This is a genomic window from Chitinophaga sancti (assembly GCF_034087045.1).
GTDB classification, from domain to species: domain Bacteria; phylum Bacteroidota; class Bacteroidia; order Chitinophagales; family Chitinophagaceae; genus Chitinophaga; species Chitinophaga sancti_B.
Map to the genome: position 1 here is coordinate 3,509,200 of NZ_CP139247.1, position 17,075 is coordinate 3,526,274.

General features: G+C 40.0%; 16 protein-coding genes and 1 tRNA gene. 6 read left to right on the plus strand and 11 right to left on the minus strand.

Features of this window, described 5'->3' with window-relative positions:
* Positions 1-3: 3 nt before the first annotated feature.
* From SIO70_RS14600 to SIO70_RS14620, 6 genes are all read right to left on the minus strand, one after another.
* Complete coding sequence (locus SIO70_RS14600) at positions 4-1,245, minus strand: exonuclease SbcCD subunit D (protein WP_320581597.1); 1,242 nt, start codon at positions 1,243-1,245, stop codon at positions 4-6.
* A 573-nt stretch (positions 1,246-1,818) separates the two neighbouring features.
* The gene (locus tag SIO70_RS33415) at positions 1,819-1,968 is read right to left on the minus strand and encodes a hypothetical protein (protein ID WP_414017920.1); all 150 of its coding nucleotides are present in this window, start codon (positions 1,966-1,968) and stop codon (positions 1,819-1,821) included.
* A 1,202-nt stretch (positions 1,969-3,170) separates the two neighbouring features.
* A complete protein-coding gene (locus SIO70_RS14605; RefSeq protein WP_320581598.1) occupies positions 3,171-3,632 on the minus strand; it encodes a DUF6036 family nucleotidyltransferase in 462 nt (153 codons plus the stop codon).
* Complete coding sequence (locus tag SIO70_RS14610) at positions 3,632-3,838, minus strand: hypothetical protein (protein ID WP_320581599.1); 207 nt, start codon at positions 3,836-3,838, stop codon at positions 3,632-3,634. The genes SIO70_RS14605 and SIO70_RS14610 overlap by 1 nt, the downstream gene beginning before the upstream one ends.
* An 84-nt stretch (positions 3,839-3,922) precedes the next feature.
* Positions 3,923-4,489, minus strand: coding sequence for a plasmid pRiA4b ORF-3 family protein (locus tag SIO70_RS14615; protein WP_320581600.1), 567 nt, complete (start codon positions 4,487-4,489; stop codon positions 3,923-3,925).
* Positions 4,486-4,932 (minus strand): hypothetical protein, encoded by a 447-nt coding sequence (locus tag SIO70_RS14620; protein ID WP_320581601.1) that lies wholly within the window; start codon positions 4,930-4,932, stop codon positions 4,486-4,488. The genes SIO70_RS14615 and SIO70_RS14620 overlap by 4 nt, the downstream gene beginning before the upstream one ends.
* Before the next feature lie 533 nt (positions 4,933-5,465).
* On the opposite strand from SIO70_RS14620, the gene SIO70_RS14625 reads away from it, so the two are divergent.
* The 4 genes from SIO70_RS14625 to SIO70_RS14640 all read left to right on the plus strand — a co-directional run bounded on the left by SIO70_RS14625 (position 5,466) and on the right by SIO70_RS14640 (position 9,975).
* The gene (locus tag SIO70_RS14625) at positions 5,466-5,609 is read left to right on the plus strand and encodes a T9SS type A sorting domain-containing protein (protein WP_320581602.1); all 144 of its coding nucleotides are present in this window, start codon (positions 5,466-5,468) and stop codon (positions 5,607-5,609) included.
* 268 nt (positions 5,610-5,877) lie between these two features.
* Positions 5,878-7,647 (plus strand): hypothetical protein, encoded by a 1,770-nt coding sequence (locus SIO70_RS14630; protein WP_320581603.1) that lies wholly within the window; start codon positions 5,878-5,880, stop codon positions 7,645-7,647.
* Between the two features lie 163 nt (positions 7,648-7,810).
* Positions 7,811-8,170: a hypothetical protein gene (locus tag SIO70_RS14635; protein WP_320581604.1), complete on the plus strand. Its 360-nt coding sequence runs from the start codon at positions 7,811-7,813 to the stop codon at positions 8,168-8,170.
* 626 nt (positions 8,171-8,796) lie between these two features.
* A complete protein-coding gene (locus SIO70_RS14640; protein WP_320581605.1) occupies positions 8,797-9,975 on the plus strand; it encodes a phage exclusion protein Lit family protein in 1,179 nt (392 codons plus the stop codon).
* A gap of 236 nt (positions 9,976-10,211) precedes the next feature.
* Here SIO70_RS14640 and SIO70_RS14645 read toward each other — a convergent pair whose 3' ends face one another.
* The 5 genes from SIO70_RS14645 to SIO70_RS14665 all read right to left on the minus strand — a co-directional run bounded on the left by SIO70_RS14645 (position 10,212) and on the right by SIO70_RS14665 (position 14,929).
* Positions 10,212-11,006 carry a hypothetical protein gene (locus tag SIO70_RS14645; protein ID WP_320581606.1) on the minus strand — a complete coding sequence of 265 codons (795 nt, stop codon included), beginning with the start codon at positions 11,004-11,006 and terminating at the stop codon, positions 10,212-10,214.
* Between the two features lie 103 nt (positions 11,007-11,109).
* Positions 11,110-11,811, minus strand: coding sequence for an IS21-like element helper ATPase IstB (gene istB / locus SIO70_RS14650; RefSeq protein WP_320581607.1), 702 nt, complete (start codon positions 11,809-11,811; stop codon positions 11,110-11,112).
* A 65-nt stretch (positions 11,812-11,876) separates the two neighbouring features.
* Positions 11,877-13,319, minus strand: coding sequence for an IS21 family transposase (istA, locus tag SIO70_RS14655; RefSeq protein ID WP_320581608.1), 1,443 nt, complete (start codon positions 13,317-13,319; stop codon positions 11,877-11,879).
* Between the two features lie 563 nt (positions 13,320-13,882).
* Positions 13,883-13,966, minus strand: a tRNA-Leu gene (locus tag SIO70_RS14660).
* Positions 13,967-14,116: 150 nt separating this feature from the next.
* Positions 14,117-14,929, minus strand: a complete 813-nt coding sequence (locus SIO70_RS14665; protein ID WP_320581609.1) for a 2,3,4,5-tetrahydropyridine-2,6-dicarboxylate N-succinyltransferase — start codon at positions 14,927-14,929, stop codon at positions 14,117-14,119.
* A 294-nt stretch (positions 14,930-15,223) separates the two neighbouring features.
* Here SIO70_RS14665 and SIO70_RS14670 point away from each other — a divergent pair, with 294 nt between their 5' ends.
* Complete coding sequence (locus SIO70_RS14670) at positions 15,224-16,354, plus strand: glycosyltransferase family 1 protein (RefSeq protein WP_320581610.1); 1,131 nt, start codon at positions 15,224-15,226, stop codon at positions 16,352-16,354.
* A gap of 145 nt (positions 16,355-16,499) precedes the next feature.
* Positions 16,500-17,075 (plus strand): L-threonylcarbamoyladenylate synthase, encoded by a 576-nt coding sequence (locus SIO70_RS14675; RefSeq protein WP_320581611.1) that lies wholly within the window; start codon positions 16,500-16,502, stop codon positions 17,073-17,075.

The window sequence follows — 17,075 nt, forward strand, 5'->3', positions numbered from 1 at the left end:
TCGTTAATCGGTTAGGGTTGCTTCCTGAGCGATTGCATTGAACATTTCAAGCAATTCTGGTGGTACAGTATTGTTATATTTTGATTGGTATACTTTGGAGAAAACTTCCAGCGGTTGTAAGTCATTCAAATTTTGACTTGCCACCATTTCTGGTTGAGTATCAGTAGTTGTTGAACTGGCGTATCTGACATCTATTTTTGCTAAACGCACATGTTTCCCGGTCAAAGACATTTCTATTTTATGCCGGAGAGCTGGCTCAGGACCATCCAGCAGTACTCTTACTTCAAGGTAAGGTGCTGGTTCTGCCTGACTGTTGATGTTGGGCAACTGCTCTAATGCAGTAAGTACTTCAGTAAGTTTGCTATGCACTGCCGGGGAACGTAATAATGGGATTACTACTGGAACGTCGATGGGGGCTAGTGCAGTAATGTTTTCGTCGTTTAGCTCAAAAACAATTACCTGGTGTTTATAATTAATTTCGGAGAAGGACATGGGGAGCGGGCTACCGCAATAACGAACATGTTCTTTTCCTCCAATTCGCTGTGCTTTGTGAATATGCCCTAATGCTACATATTTAATATCCTCATGGAAGGCTGAAGCGGAAATACATTCCACGCCACCCATTATCAGTCTTTCCGTTTTATCCTGCTCCGTTATTTCCGCCTGTTGCGCATGTAAATGCCCCATCGCAATAATTGCTTGTCCGGGCTGTTTATTTTCAAGTGCGTATTCATAAGCGGCTTTATATAAGGCCGTAACGCCTTCTGTATAGGGATTTTCACAATCCGCAATTACCGGGTAATCTCCCATCCGCAAAAATGGTATTGCCAGGCACCATGCCTTTATATTACCTTGCTTGTCTTTTAGAGGTATAGTCAATTTTTCGTATACAAAGTTTTCTTCTGTATCCTTCTCTATTAGTCCTATGATATGTATGTTGGAGGATTCCAGCAATGGAGTGGGAGATTCTAAACGGGACGCAGAATCATGGTTCCCGGCTGTAACTACGATTTGCAATCCTGGATTGCTTTTCACAGCGCGATTTAAAAATGTATAAAACATTTTTAGCGCATTGGCAGAAGGGTTAGAGAGATCAAAAACATCTCCACTGATAAGCAATACGTCTATTTGCTCATTGGTCAGGGTTTCTACCAGCCAATTTAAAAATTGTTGATGCTCGTATGTTCGATCATACTCATGGAATAATTGGCCGATATGCCAATCGGCGGTATGCAGCAATTTCATAACATAACAATCACTTGAATGATTTAAATTAGTTTACCTGGTGTAGACGGTTCTAAGTTGTTCAATGACAACGTCACATTTGCCGATTAGCGCCGTATTATTTAAACTTTAAGGATAGGTTGAATTTTTTAGTGTTAGTTTCTACCTTAAAATTTAACTGGACCCACCTCAATAAATGCATGTGTGTGATAATAACGTTAAGAAATGTTTATCGAATTTCTTAACTATTTTTATTTTCACTCTTTGGTAACTGTATGCAAGTTATTATAATTGACAATCACTAAAAACAGGATTTTTCCCCTTCTTTGCTTTTATCATATCATCAATTCAAAATCTAAGTTTGGGAGAAACTTCTGATTTGTAGATCAAGTAGTGGTGTTCCGGCTTAATAGGCTGCATTTCCACTAACTACCTCATCAAACTGTGCATGCCGGTTTACAGCAGACGTTTACCCTATTAATCTTCTTCATCGGTTTATTTGATTTTCACTCCTGGTCACGCTTTTCAACAAGGCGCTTCAAAATCTGAGTATGCAAGGTATATAGACCATAGTACTTTTGTAATCCACTTATTTCAGCCATACCCTTTTCTTCCAGCACTTCGGATCAGGTGTCTGCACATCTCTTTTATCAAGCCGTTATTCATGTTGTTAAAAGTCTTTCCTAAGTTTTCTATTCTGAAGTAGTTCAGTAATCCTCTTAGTGCTGGAATGATGAGTTTCACAATCTTGTATAGCTGCTGGGACTTAAATTATATAAAAATTGCTCTAATCTTATTGCATATAGCTTTTATTGCTTTAGGCTGTCCCCGGAGACTAGCTTTGCCATTACGGCTCATAGGTTCCTGAAAGTGATACCAAGAATTTAATGCACTCTACCTTACCCAAATAAATACAATAAGTTTTCTCCTCATTGATCTTGACATCTAACAAGGCCAATTCTCCCGTAATCTTAGATTTACTTTTTTTCCCTGACGTATCTCCATCAGCGTGCCAACTAAGCTGGATTATCAAATCATCAGCCCAATGCGTATATTTCAGATTTGTATACGCCGCATGTGTTTTACTGACTTCTTTTGCATTTCCAATGCACTTTATCTACTTTTTAATGACTAATAATAGCAACGGATATAGAAGAAGTGTCTATACAATAGGTGAAAAAAATAATATAGAAGGAAAAGATAATAAAGCAGAAGTAGCGGAAGATTAATAAATGAAATCCTAGTATTATGCTAGGGCTTTATTTATTAATCTATTATTACCGGCTCCATAAATAGACAGAATTTGTTGTGGTCTTCCTTGTTATATGATCGTTTGCATGATTTACAGGCAATGCCTTCTTTAAAGAGTGCAATGTAGTGGATAATAGTTCATGTTGCAATTTTTTGAGTTTAATGATTTGTAAATCTAGGTAATAGTAATATTCAAAAAAATACCCACTAGTTTGTATTTTATAAATGAAATCTATAGATATGGTTCAGTGTTTTTGATCCTGTTTATAATCCCCAACGATCGACATATATTATTTCTTTTACAAGAGTTAACAGTAAAGCAATTAATCAGTTTTAACTGCTAATGATTACAGAGCGTAAATTCCAATAAAATGGTACCAATTCAATTAGGTGCTATCAATATTACCTGGGGATCCTCAGCTTCTTAAACAACAGAGATGCCAATGCAGCCACGGAATAATTGTTTAACGTGAAGATTAAATCGTTTAGAAATGCGATGAGAGGGGTTAGAGATGTAGAATTCATTCGATTCAGGTTATCCGTTACCTAAAATTTCCACACGACAATTACGACAAGCATAAAAGAAAAAAGGTTGATAATCAATAGATTATCAACCTTTCCAAGTGCCCAGTAGCGGTACATTCTCGAACCAACTGGCATTGATTATAAATAAGTTGAGTTAAATTTGACCTGAATTATTCGCCGCCAGTCAATTTTTCAATATCGTCCAGATCTTTATGTCTACCGGCAGCTTTTTTAGCTTCTATCAGATTATTTAAATGAATAAATCTGATTTCTAATCCTTCTTCATTGAAAACTTGTGCTTGTGGGTATGCATCATAAAATTCTACCCCTTTTAATTTTGTTATTATGTCAATACTAACAGGTGGACGGCCATAAGAAAAAACATCTGCTACTTCTACATCAAGAAATTTAGATTCCGTCATGTCAAATAGCGGGAGACCAAATTCGGCAAATGCTTTAACCAGTCTTTGATAATTGTCTGAGGTTCTATTAACCCAAATATCCATATCGCCAGTAACTCTTCTATAACCGTGCAGGATAACAGCATAACCTCCAACCAGAATGTATTCAACATTCTGATGATTCATTGCCTGAATAAAATCCCGGAAATCATCATTGAAAATTGTACCCATTAATGACTAAGTTTTCTGCAGGAATGGAAGGTTTTATCTAATTTTGGCTGATTGGTCATAGAAAAACCATAGGCTTGAGAGATGAGATAGTATGCCTGGCGTAATCGTTCTGGATAAGAAACGTTTTTGTTATACACATTTGCAGCATCTGCCTCTTGGAATGTCATCATCCTAAATGCAGTTCTATCGAATTTATAATCAGCCATAGTGAAATTTTGTAATAAATGTACGAATTATGATGCAAGATGTCAACCTGTATCAAAAGGAGGCGAAAAGGTTGCAGATATTGTTTATTTTTCCAATAATACTAATCGTTTGTTTATTTCTCGAATACTACAAAATTCTGCGTCCCATTTTTCACCTTCTACCAACCCAAGCCATTGTATATAACTGGCCTTTTCCGGATGTTGTTTTTTCTTTAGTATTTTCACCATTTCGTAGTAGCCGGAAATTCCACCAACGTCTTCTGGCGGACAAGCACCACCTCCATCAAGACAATAAGGAACATACATGTCTTTCTTTTCGATTTTCTCCAACAATATCTGATGGGTCCATCCATCACCAAAATCATAGATATAACAATATGTCTGGCCTGCCTTTTTGAATATTTTACTTATCCTAGTTTTTCGGGCATCAATAGTTGTTATTTCCGGATCAATATCATCTCCTGGGTAGCCATAACAAATATTGTCCATGAATCCTGATTGAGAGAATTGAAAAAGATGACTATTCTCCCATCCAAATGCACCTTGAATGGCTTTATGCAATTGGTAGAAGGTATAATCGGTAGGAACTACAATCCTTCTCCAAACTTCTGGTTCCGTTTCCTCCAATTTAATATGAAAAACATAAATCATCTCCGGACAGGTTTATCTTTAATATAATCTTTGACCAACTGATAATGGCGTTTTAACCGATTAGCATAGTCTTTGTCATTGTTCAATATATCCTGAAAAATTTCAAGGAAGCTCCCTGCAAATTTTGATTGGTTGGCAAATGTTACTAATGCTGGTCCTTTGAATTCAATGAGCATTTTATCATCTTCTTCGTTTCCCATCCATTCTTTATAATATTTGAGACTTTCCCAACCATAGGTAATTGTCGCAATTGGACTGGATGATCTTTCACTAACAATATTGATGTAAACGTTTCTGCAGTCACAATCCAGATCAGTGCAATAAAGATCAATTAATGCATAAGATCCGGCTGGAAGGCCCCATAGGTTTTTATCCATGAAAGTTAGGACCCTGGTCTCTCTATTGGCGATTTCAGGGAAATATTCACCAAAAGCGGTATGCATTGTGTTTAGTCTTGATGAACGGCAAACATCGTAAATTCTGGTTAATTCTGAAAGGATTATGTGAACTGGGTAATCATTTTACATGAAGTTAGCATATAAGGGGCTACATCTAAATATGCTGATATATAAGATTTAGAAACATGAAAATCTGACACTCACTAAATTTAAAAAGCCTTACAAATCAATTACTTGTAAGGCTTTCGTGCCCAGTAACGGTAGGTTTTCGAACCAAATACTGTTGATATTAATTAATTTACGGTTATTAAGCGCTTGAACCCACAAACAGAAATGATATATTATTTACATATTTTCATTTGCCCGTCTCTGCCATTTCGATTACACCAAATTTGCTCCGTCAAGGATAATGATTAACGTAACTTTATACTATTACGCTATATAAAGATTTTTGTAGTCAAGGTCTGTCTAAGTGAAGACCTTATGTTAAGGGCGGTCTGGTCCAAGGTACGGGGTTACCCGTTGTATATCTGAAGTTCGATCAACCTGTAAAAAGTGCGGTAATAACTGTCGCTGATGTGAATGGCAGGATTTGTCAGCAGGCGACAGTGAAAGGCGCTACCGGTGAATTAGATTTATCCAATGCCAGCCCTGGTATTTATATCCTTACCATGCAAACCAACAACGGGCGGAAGGTAAGCTACAAAGTCGTTAAGCAATAAGTGTAACGGATGATAAATAAAGGAGCTGTCACCAATGGTGGCAGCTCTTTTATTTAAAGGAGAGACAGTTGGTTCCTATTCGCTATCTACTGGTCCACATGTACCAATTGTAAAAGCTCTTGGTCACGTAGCCATATATTGATATGTTTTGTTGCACATTTTAGACTATATGCCTCGCTGACAAAGGTTTTGCGACGAGTGTCTTCGTAGTTGTGCTAACTTTCCCTACCTTCGCGATCTTTAATTTCACGATTATTTGTCTATATATATGAAAAGTCATCTATCGCTTTCGCGGTTGCTGGGTTCAAAGGATATATACCCCAATGAAGCGCTGTCAACCAAACGGCATTATGCAGAACGGATTGGTAGCAAGAGATTGCGCCAGTTTGCTGCGCTGTATTTAAGTCCGGTCAAACAAAAAGAGGATATAGCATTGGAAGAGCTGATAGCGCAATGGTTTACCTTTAATGGAAACCACACTTACCAGCAAAGTCCTTCCTTCACCTACATTTACGATCATTTAAGGCGAATCAGGAATTTCCATGCAGGAGAGCATTTGCACCTGATCAATTCCGAGGCATTACTGAACCTGCTTGTATGGTTGGAAAACAATCCGGACCTGCCGGAAGAGGTAGCGGAGGATGCTGGCGTGACCATTCATCTGTTTCATCTCAATCTGCTGTTCAATGATGATGTATTGGCTTTCTATCAGCAAGGGGCAGAAATCACCAGACTGGTGCAGGATGACAATTACCTCCAAAGGGTAACACTTAGTTTGTCCTTCTCTCAGGCAGATTTGTTCAATATTGATTATTCGCAGCTTTTCTATACCCAGTTTTACAAGGCCATCCGATTGCTGGACTTCCTGGAGGCTACACCAAAGTACCAACCCCTGTTCCAGGCCTTTCTGGCTGAATTTGGGGTTAGCAAAAAGGACTATTTTAAACTGCTTGGTCTCGCGATCGTGGCTGGCTCCAAAGGACAGGATGGCTGGAATGTCATACAGGTTCCTAAAGATGATCTATACGCTGAAAACTGTGCTTTTCTGGATAAGGTGGCTATCACGCCTGACTACGACGTATTGGATGAGCAAAATGACTACCTGTCGCTCCGTTCCCGGCCCATTAAACGTATTGATGATGGAGAGTATATCTCCCTGTTTCCGTTATTCCTGATAAAGAAGCTGTTTAACGGGACCATCTTCCTCTTGTCTGATTTGCAGCAAAGGCGTCCGGAACTGCTGAGTGGCAGTTTCCTGGGCCATATTCGGGCAGATTTCTCGGAAGAAGTACTGTTATATGATGTCCTGGATCAGTTGTATCCAAAGACGGCTACGGTGCGGCTGACGGGAAAGGTGCTGAAAGCAGCGGGAATGATACGGGAACCTGACTATTATCTGAGAGTAGGAAACACAGTGGTGCTGCATGAGTCGAAGGACTTCTTCATACCCGGAGAAACCAAGCTGTCGTACAATATTGATGAAATAGAGAAGCTGCTGAAAACAGACGGTAGGGGTTCTGTGCCGCCGAAGCCGGACCGTCTGGGTAAAGCTGTGGTACAGGTAGCGGCCAATATCGAAAGAGTGCTGAAAATGCAGATAGCAGGCGATACTGACTACGATCCGGCTGTTGTGGAGATCTTCCCTGTTATTGTAGTGTACGATTCATTGTATAGCGCTGCCGGCCTTAATTTCCGGGTACACTACTGGATGGAAGATGAGATCAACAAATTGAAGGCAAAGCCTGAGTTTGAGGGTGTTGACTTCAGCCGTGTGCACCCAGTGACGCTGGTAGAGATCGATACGTTGATCAACTACGAAAGCTACTTCGCTAATGGTACGCTGGATTACATAGGATTGCTACGGGCTTATCAGCAAACGATGAATTACCAGAAAGTAAACATAACGGACATAGTACAGTTCGCCGAACAGTCCTGTATGTCTTTTAGCAAATTTATAGGGGATGTCTGTATGGAGCGGAACCTGCCTCTTGACCTGTCCAGGCTGAATGCATTGCTGATCAGCTATGGAATTGTGTAGTATCGCTGATAATGCCTCTTTTTTAGTGTAATCAGCAGTAGCACATTACAATTATCATCATCCAACAAAATCGTACTCCATCATGCAAAGCATATATACACTTCAGACGCTATTCACCCATTTTAAGTTTGGTTCACGATCGATCAGTGGTCCATTTACGGTTATGTGGTATCTACTTGATGTCGATGAACAGGGAGATGAAATAGGTATTCCTTTCACAAAGGAACAATTGGACGTATTTCAGGCATATACGTTAAACAATACGGTGAACTTTCCGGCAGATAATAAACAATATAAGATTGATGAAGAAAATGTGCTGGAATGGAGTGAATACCATGAAATTCCTGATCCCGAGCTTCGACGTCCGCAGATAGTGCTGTTAAAAAAAAGACCAATGCAGGTATACGAGGGTGTTCAGGGGGCTATGGAGATTACGCTTGCCAACGAGACATTGAGCATGAGGATACCCTATACATTACCCTTTGATGTTGTTGGGGAGATCCTATCTAAAAGTGACAGGTGATAACCTGAGAATTAAGTGTGCATTTATTAGATGTAATAATTCAGATTTGATCGCACAGTCGGTCATTAATAACCTCGGACCATATTGTCAATTAAGGTCACCTCGTCTTGATCGAACCAATTTTAGCTTGAATATGAAATACTTGTAAAACAAGAAGAAATAGTAAAAAATAATAAGACCCGCTCCTAGAGCGGGTCTTATTATTTTTGTGCTCAGTAACGGTAGGTTTTCGAACCAATTTGTGTTGATTATAAAGAAATTGCATGCATATATATCTTCAATAGATGCTCAATGGTTAGGATTGGAAATCAACAACTATAAGATATTTCATATAATTTATTTTAGTTGTATTTGCAAGTTACAGCGTCTCCTTTTTTAGATTAAATAAAATTTCAATAACTCGAATAAATTGTGTTACGTTAAAGTCATCAATGCAATTGATAAAATTTGGCCCAACGTAATGTTTCTCTCATTACAATTTTGGAAGGACGTAGCGAGGGCGTGTTCTAGAAACAGTCTTTCAGGGAAGTATGGCCAATATGTGATTGGAATGAGTTATATGTCCATCATGAATAAGTTTTGAATTGCTGTCGTAGATTTTTTAAAGCCAATATTTAAAAAATAAAATGAAAAATTTCTTTTCCGATCCAGACAACCTTAATGAAAATCCGATTCGCGTATTGCGCGGTAATGTTTACCAGGAACTTTCTAGACTAAGTCCTTCCTTTATTGCGGTGCTCCGTAAAGCAGCTGCGGAAGGCAAGTTGGATCCCAGTAATATTCAATTTAGTGACAGTGAATACCCTGCGACGAATGGACCAGCGGCGGGAGTCGGCATGGTATTGCTGTATGATGGATTTCAGATGTACCTTTGGTGTATGTGTTATTGTTTTGTCGTGTATCATTCCGAAATGACCGTAAAACGACAAGCAAACAGAGATGAAGAAAATGATGATGTTATGGATGGTGTCGATATGGAGAAACTGAAAACTGCCATGAAATTGATGGAATATGCACAAAGTCTATTAAAAGGCTATCATCCTTGGGATATTAGTTTACCTAATCCGGCATACTATTCGGATGAGATGCATGACACGATTACTAAGGTGAATGCCGTATATCTGCATGCGATGAATTTCGTTATCGCTCATGAAGTGGCACATATCGAGCTCGATCATGTTACTGACAATGCAGCTTTAGACCTAACCGAACTTGACATGGAAATACAGGCTGATGCCCGCAGTGTCGAATTGATAAAAGATGGCATGACTACAATTAATAAAGACACGGCTGAACTTGGAGTACTTGCGGCTCTATGTACTCTACTACTTATGAAATCCGAACTTTCTGGAGGGGGGCATCCTGATAGTGACGACCGTATTGGCGCTTTCATAGAACATATAATTGTTGACAATCATAGCCATCTTTGGGGTATCGCTGTTCTTGCTTACCGCCTTTGGGCAGATCATTATGGGCATGGTATATTCTTTTTTCAAAACCTGGATTCGGCAAAGCTCATATATGACGAAATTCGCAAACAGCTTAAAGAGGAAACGTTAGTTCAATACTGCGAAGTTATTGTACCGGAAGGAACTTATGGCGTTACCTGCTATGATGTGGGAGATAGAAGGCAATTTTATACCAAAATAGATGGCTTTGGTGTTTGGTTTGAAGCAGACCAATTACGAGGGACAGTAAAACCCATAATGAACGACCAGTATATTGATCCGACGAAAATTTCAGATTTTATAACCGCTCTTTCAGGGCTAATTGATAACGGTTCTTCTGGCGATCAAGTGCAGTGATATTGATTTAGTGAGATACAAATAACTATGCTTTCGCTTATACAAATTTTAGCCTCTACTATAACATTGATTTTTATAGATTTTTTGATTTGATGATAACCAGTTCAGAAAATCAGATTATAAAGCCCCAAGATCCAATTTTTAGGAATATGCCTGAATCTGTTGTCATAGAAATTATCCAGGTGAGCTTAGGTGAGGTAAAACATAAAATTATTAGCGACTTTGGATATTTTAACTCAATCTTTCATTAAATAGTGATCTTTTACTTTTTTCTTAAATGCTATTGGATCATGCTCTTCAATATTTTTCTTTAACTGTGACCTTCTCTGTGCTCTATTCAACAAAGGAAATTGCTTCTTAGTGAAACCTTTTAACTTGTGGAATTTGCTCTCCTTATTATATGGGATTTTATCAAGCTGTTCATAAAGTAGAGTAAAAAGCACGTCGCCATTCATGAATAAATATTCAAATCTTGTGCTCTCATTATTTAATGAAGTTATGGATCCTTCCAAATTACCGGATTCAAGGAAAATGTCATAAAAGTTGGTAAAATCACGTAATAAATAGAATCCAGATATTTTATCTTTAGGACCAATATACCCCCAGTATGGAGCTGGCTTCAAAATGTCGATTGCTTTATAGAAGTATACCCCCATACAAGTTGCAATACTTATTACCAATTGATTTTTTATTAAGACATTCAACTCCCTGCACCACAGTCCAAGATCCTCCCAAGTAACAACTTCCATACTCGTTAATTGAATACCTTGCTCAGAGCTATGCATTTCAAAATGCAAGATGGGTATCAACATCCCTCTCATAACTAGAATCTTAACCTCTTGAAAGAAGTTAAACAAGTCCTCCTTTGTCTTTATAATTATCAGATAAGCGGCTGTATTATTTTTTAGACACTTCCATTTAATAACATTATTATATAGCTCATCGCCTGTTTCACGATCACCAATCTTCAATGATTGTATGACAAATACTGCGTTATAGGATAATTCATAATAGAATTCGATACTTCCCATATTCTGTAGATTCTGTTTATGTTGACCCGGGTCTCTGGGATGTTGCCCCACCTGCGTAGCAGGTAATAAAAGTAAGAGCTAAATGCTATGTAAAATACAATGATTATTTATTTCTTCGTCTTAGTGATTCTCCTTTTAATTCTACCCTGTGTGCATTTGCTGTCAATCTGTCAAGGATTGCATCGGCCAAGGTCGGATCATTAAGATACTCATGCCATTTCGCGACAGGTAGTTGTGATGTCACAATTACACTCTTCTTTCCATATCGATCCTCAAGTAGCTGAAGTAAAGTAAGACGGATCTCCTGTGCCATCGGTGCCAGTCCGAAGTCATCGAGGATAATGAGAGTCTGTCGCTCAAGATGATTCAGTAATTTGATATATGATCCATCCAGTTTAGAGAGTGTTACTTTCTCTATTAGCCGGTTCATATTCAAATATGTCGTTTTAAATCCCATCAGGCATGCGTGATGGCCAAGAGCACAGGCGAGGTGGCTCTTGCCACAGCCTGTCGCTCCTGTAATTAAGATGTTTTGCCCCTGATTTATGTAATCGCTACTGGTTAAAACAGCTAGTTGCTGTTTAGTCAGATTCCGTCCGGGGCTGCAATCTATTTGCTCTATTGTTACAGGCAGTCTTAGCTTTGCCAGTTTTAAATAGTATGCAGTCTTTTCATTGCTCCTATTCTGTTCTTCTGATTGAACCAGGTAAGCAATAAGATCATGTCCTTGTAATTGTTGATTCATAGGTAATTCCAGTTGAGCATTATAAGCCTGATACATTCCCTGCAGGCGAAGTTGTTTCATTTGCTCAAGTGTTTGTGTGCATTCATCATTTGACTTTTTTATTTATAGTGATCCTATCCCCTGAATTAGTCCATGGTGATTAATACAGTTATCTCTTGATTCCTCTGATCTATCCAGGCCCCGTTCAAGGATATTCGGACCATAGTGTAATTAACGCGTGTGCCCAGCAATGCTCTTTTGCAAGCTCGCTCAAGGCGGTCAGCCCCATACTTTTTCTGAAGCATCAACATGCCAAAGCAGGCTTTATAGTTTTGTTCAATATAAATGCTGTTTTCCAGGATATTTGCGGCTGTTTGTTGCGTTGATGGCCCAATACGAGCTGCCTGAGCTAGTAAGTCATCCCGGTTCCAGCCTTTTATCTGCTGCATCCGCTGATGATTGGGTGGCATGTGATCAGGTATAGTATTGTAAGACTTTTGCTGGTCGTTCCTAAAGTGAATAGCTATTCTTTGATATTCAAAATATGCTTCTACGGAATGTTTATCATATAACACCTTAACTTTTTTCCCCACGTATTGATATGGTACACTGTAATAGCGATGGTCGTCAGAAAGCTGAATATGATAATTACGCTGGACAGTCAGCAGGACAACTTTTTTAACAATAAAGGGCGTGGATGGAAGTGGTTTCAAACATGCTTTCTCATGTTGCTCATAATAGTACCACCTGCTATAAGGGGTATTTCTATAAGGTTTATTATTGAGAAGAATAAGCTGATCATACATTGCTGCATTAAGAGCTTGCAGGCTGTTGAACTCTCTGTTTCTAAGGGGGCCATAAATGTGGTTATATATTATATTTACAGCTTTTTCAACCATTGCCTTATCCCTTGGGCTATACGGCCTGGTCGCACTAAAAGTAGTTGCATAGTATTCACTTAACTGGCCACATATTTCAGTAAATACTGGTTCGTATTTGTCCGGCTTTATTACAGCAGTCTTTAAATTATCACATAAGATCGTGATCGGAACACCACCGAAGAAAAGTAACATTGCATTGATGCAGGCAATAAAATCAACTGTACGTTGAGTATGAACCGACATACAAAATATAAGACCACTAAATGGAAGGATTGCAATGAATACTTCACATTCAATTTTTTCACCCGTATCTGTATCTATATATGATTGCTTTTTGCCTGCAAAATCGATCATAATGATGTCTCCAACAATATAATCCATGTGCATGGCAACATCCAGCCTCTTAAGAAATTGATTCAGATGATGGCAATAGTGGCTATATACATATCCATCAGGATTTTGCCGTAAATATTCCTGCCAAAGTAATTGACGGGTAACACCTGTTCTTCCCAGCTCATGCTGTATATCCTTAAAATGGCTAATCAGTTGCTCTAACCGTTGTGCATCATGAGCCATGCTTTCGTTACCATAAGCTCGTTCCGCCAGTGCTACATCATTTTGATTGTTTTGAGTGCTATCATTCTCATTCGTAAGCAAGGTTAAATATTTCCGCACACTATTGCGGCTAATGCCTAACCGACGAGCCATTTCCCTTATACCTACACCATCCTTCTTAAGCTGTAAAAGTTACTTTAATTGTTCCATTGCTATTGGCTTTTGTCCCATGCTCCCATATTTTTAAGGAGCATATAATACAAAAAGCTCTTACTATTTACTCCTGCAGGGTGGGTCAAAATGCCAGAATGACATAGTGAATTTTAAAAAAATAAAATTCCAGGTGGGTCAACATCCCAGAATTCGGGCATATCAACCTATGAAATCTCAAAAAAGAGGTGGGTCAACATCCCAGAATTTGATTCACCTTTTAGGTGGGTTATCATTCCAGAATGGTGGGTCAACATAATTCAGAGAAGTGGGTCAACATCCTCCAGAATCTACACCATATTCTATATTTTCATTTGCTCAATTGTACATAATCATTATCTAAGATAGGGAGTTCAAAATTTCCATGAAAAACAATATTTTCGAAAATAAACTTGGTTTGGGAACTAGATCGAACCAATTTGAGATTGACTTTGAAATACTTACAAAATATTGTAGAATAATATAAAAAGCAAAACCCGCTCTATGAGCGGGTTTTGCTTTTTATGTGCCCAGAACTGGATTCGAACCAGCACACCCTTGCGAGCGCTGCGACCTGAACACAGTGCGTCTACCAATTTCGCCATCTGGGCAACTGATTCCGTGTTAAGGGATTGCAAAGGTATACACTTTTCCCAATATTCCAAATATTTATATAGAAAATTTTCAACCTACCGACCATGCATACACAAAAAAGGCCGACCCCCTAAAAGGTCAGCCTTTCTTTTCAAGAGCCATCCAGCTTATACAGCTACATTGAACTCTCTAAGCGTATCGTTCAGACTCGTCTTCAGATCTGTAGATTCTTTACGTTGACCAATGATCAGCGCGCAAGGAACCTGGTATTCACCAGCTGGGAACTTCTTAGTATATGTACCAGGAATTACCACACTACGTGCCGGTACACGACCCTTGTACTCTACCGGCTCAGCACCACTTACGTCAATGATCTTGGTAGACTTAGTCAATACTACATTCGCACCCAGCACCGCTTCTTTTTCTACTATCACACCTTCTACCACAATACAACGACTACCCAGGAAACAACCATCTTCGATGATCACCGGACTAGCCTGCAGTGGTTCCAGTACACCACCAATACCAACACCACCACTCAGGTGTACATTCTTACCTATTTGTGCGCAGGAACCTACTGTAGCCCAGGTATCCACCATGGTACATTCGTCTACGTATGCACCGATGTTTACGTAAGATGGCATCAGGATCGCGCCTCTACCAATGAATGCACCATAACGTGCAATCGCATGAGGTACTACACGAACACCCAGATCTTTATAGTTGGATTTCAGCTTCATTTTGTCATAGAACTCAAATGGTGGGAGGTCTATGGTTTCCATCGTTTGGATGGTGAAGTACATCAGGATGGCCTGCTTTACCCATTCATTGACTTTCCAGCCTTCTCCTGTGGGTTCTGCTACCCTGATCTTTCCCTTATCTACAGCTTCAATAACAGCTTTGACAGCATCGCTGTAAGTAGATTCCTGTAGCAGGCTGCGGTTTCCCCAGGCAGCCTGGATGAGTTCTTGTAGCTCCATTGTGTATCGAAATTTTTCACAAACATAGTAAAAGAGGGGGGAATTTTTCACTGATGCTTTTCCTGATTAGCCTGAAAACCACAATGAAGGCGTTAATGCCCTAACCTCCCAACCACCTAACCTCCTTACTCCTCAACCTCCCCCACACCCTCAACTTCCTTACTCCCCAACACCCTCAACCTCCCAACACCCTCAACCTTCCCTTACCACCTAACCTCCCAACACCCTCAACCTCTTTACCTCCCCACCTCCCAATTTTTTATTTATTACCTTTATCCCCCTTTAAACCATTCTATGAATATTGCTTTCGATGCCAAACGGGCTTTCCAGAATAACACAGGTCTCGGCAATTACAGCCGGACCCTGATCAGTTCTCTGGCTACCTATTACCCGGAGCACAATTACTACCTGTACGCACCCAAACTAACGGGTATGTACAACACCGCTGCTTTTAGCAATATCACCACCATATTGCCTCAAAAGCCCCTGCATCGCCTGTTGAAAGGCCTCTGGCGCAGCAAATTTGTAGTGAGTGAACTGGCGCAACAAGGCATTGATATCTATCATGGTTTAAGTCACGAGATCCCTTTCGGCATTCATAAAAGCGGCGTCAAAAGTATCGTTACCATGCACGACCTGATCTTTGAACGCAACCCGGAACAATACAATCCCATTGATGTGCAGACGTATCGTAAAAAGGCTAAATACGCCTGCCAATACGCCGATAAGGTCATTGCGATCAGTGAACAAACCAAACAGGATCTGATTACGTATTATAACACACCGGCAGACAAAATCGCGGTCGCTTATCAAAGTTGTGATGAGTCGTTTGGTGTACAACATGGCAAAGCGGAAATTGCACAAATGCTGGAGAAATACAACTTTCCGAAGGAGTATTTCCTGTATGTTGGATCGTTGATTGAGCGGAAGAATTTGTTAGGTATCCTACAAGCTATGGTGCAGCTGAAAGGTAAGGTAGATATTCCTTTGGTTGTTGTGGGTGGTGGCAGTAGTTATAAGAAAAAGGTAATGGATTTTATTGCTGCCAATGGGTTGCAAAAGAGCGTTATCCTCGTAAATGATACGGTAAAATTCGCTTATAATGATCTACCTGCTTTGTACCAGGGAGCTAAAGCGCTGATTTACCCATCTTTCTTTGAAGGATTTGGTATACCTATTCTGGAGGCAATGTGGTGCCGTACACCCGTGATCACTTCCAGTGGTTCCTGTTTTGGTGAAACCGCCGGGGATGCGGCGATTTATATTGATCCGTCGAATCCTGAAACAATAGCGTATGCTATGAGAGAGGTGGCTAATAACCCCGCACTCATGGAAGAGCTGAAAGAAAAGGGATTGAGACAGGCGCAAAAATTTACAAGAGAAAAATGTGCCGCAGAGGTAATGAAAGTGTACCAAAGCCTGTAAATCAGAAGGATCGGCTTCCTAACTGATGGAAGTATACCAAAGCTTGTAAATCAGAAGGATCGGCTTCCTAACCAATTAAAGTATACCAAAGCCTCCAATTCACTAACTAAAACAAAACATCCTCCCGTTCCAAAGTCTATAAAACATGACCACTGATTTCGAAAACGACGTAACGGCCGCTCTCGCCGCCCTAAGAACCGGAAAACTAATCCTCTACCCAACAGACACCATCTGGGGCATTGGTTGCGACGCAACCAACGAAGAAGCCGTAAAAAAAGTCTTCTCCCTCAAACAACGCCCGGAAAAAAAGAGCCTCGTCATCCTCCTCGCCGACGTAAAAGACCTCCTCAAATACGTCGCTCACCCCGATCCATCCATTGCCGATCTGATCGCTAACTTCGACCGCCCTACTACCGTCATTTACGAAGGCGCCCTCGACCTCGCTCCCAGCGTCATCAACGAAGATGGTACCGTGGCTATCCGCCTCGTGCAAGACCCCTTCTGCCGTCACCTGGTAAAACGTCTTCGTAAACCTTTAGTTTCCACCTCCGCCAACCTGAGCGGCCAACCTTCCCCCGCATTTTACGCAGACATTGACCCTGCCGTAAAAAATGGCGTGGATTATGTTGTATCCTACCGACAGGAAGATACTACCCCCCGACAGCCATCCCGTATTGTTAAGTTATTGAAAGACGGTACCTTACAAGTAATAAGGGAGTAG

Bases quoted from the DNA above. Each gene is read 5' to 3' on its own strand.
- SIO70_RS14600 (WP_320581597.1), bottom strand. From the start codon at position 1,245: ATGAAATTGCTGCATACCGCCGATTGGCATATCGGCCAATTATTCCAT.
- istB (WP_320581607.1), bottom strand. From the start codon at position 11,811: ATGAAACAACTTCGCCTGCAGGGAATGTATCAGGCTTATAATGCTCAA.
- SIO70_RS14640 (WP_320581605.1), top strand. From the start codon at position 8,797: ATGAAAAATTTCTTTTCCGATCCAGACAACCTTAATGAAAATCCGATT.
- SIO70_RS14615 (WP_320581600.1), bottom strand. From the start codon at position 4,489: ATGATTTATGTTTTTCATATTAAATTGGAGGAAACGGAACCAGAAGTT.
- SIO70_RS14665 (WP_320581609.1), bottom strand. From the start codon at position 14,929: ATGGAGCTACAAGAACTCATCCAGGCTGCCTGGGGAAACCGCAGCCTG.
- SIO70_RS14675 (WP_320581611.1), top strand. From the start codon at position 16,500: ATGACCACTGATTTCGAAAACGACGTAACGGCCGCTCTCGCCGCCCTA.
- SIO70_RS14645 (WP_320581606.1), bottom strand. From the start codon at position 11,006: ATGGGAAGTATCGAATTCTATTATGAATTATCCTATAACGCAGTATTT.
- SIO70_RS14605 (WP_320581598.1), bottom strand. From the start codon at position 3,632: ATGGGTACAATTTTCAATGATGATTTCCGGGATTTTATTCAGGCAATG.
- istA (WP_320581608.1), bottom strand. From the start codon at position 13,319: ATGGCTCGTCGGTTAGGCATTAGCCGCAATAGTGTGCGGAAATATTTA.
- SIO70_RS14610 (WP_320581599.1), bottom strand. From the start codon at position 3,838: ATGGCTGATTATAAATTCGATAGAACTGCATTTAGGATGATGACATTC.
- SIO70_RS14635 (WP_320581604.1), top strand. From the start codon at position 7,811: ATGTGGTATCTACTTGATGTCGATGAACAGGGAGATGAAATAGGTATT.
- SIO70_RS14630 (WP_320581603.1), top strand. From the start codon at position 5,878: ATGAAAAGTCATCTATCGCTTTCGCGGTTGCTGGGTTCAAAGGATATA.
- SIO70_RS14620 (WP_320581601.1), bottom strand. From the start codon at position 4,932: ATGCATACCGCTTTTGGTGAATATTTCCCTGAAATCGCCAATAGAGAG.
- SIO70_RS14670 (WP_320581610.1), top strand. From the start codon at position 15,224: ATGAATATTGCTTTCGATGCCAAACGGGCTTTCCAGAATAACACAGGT.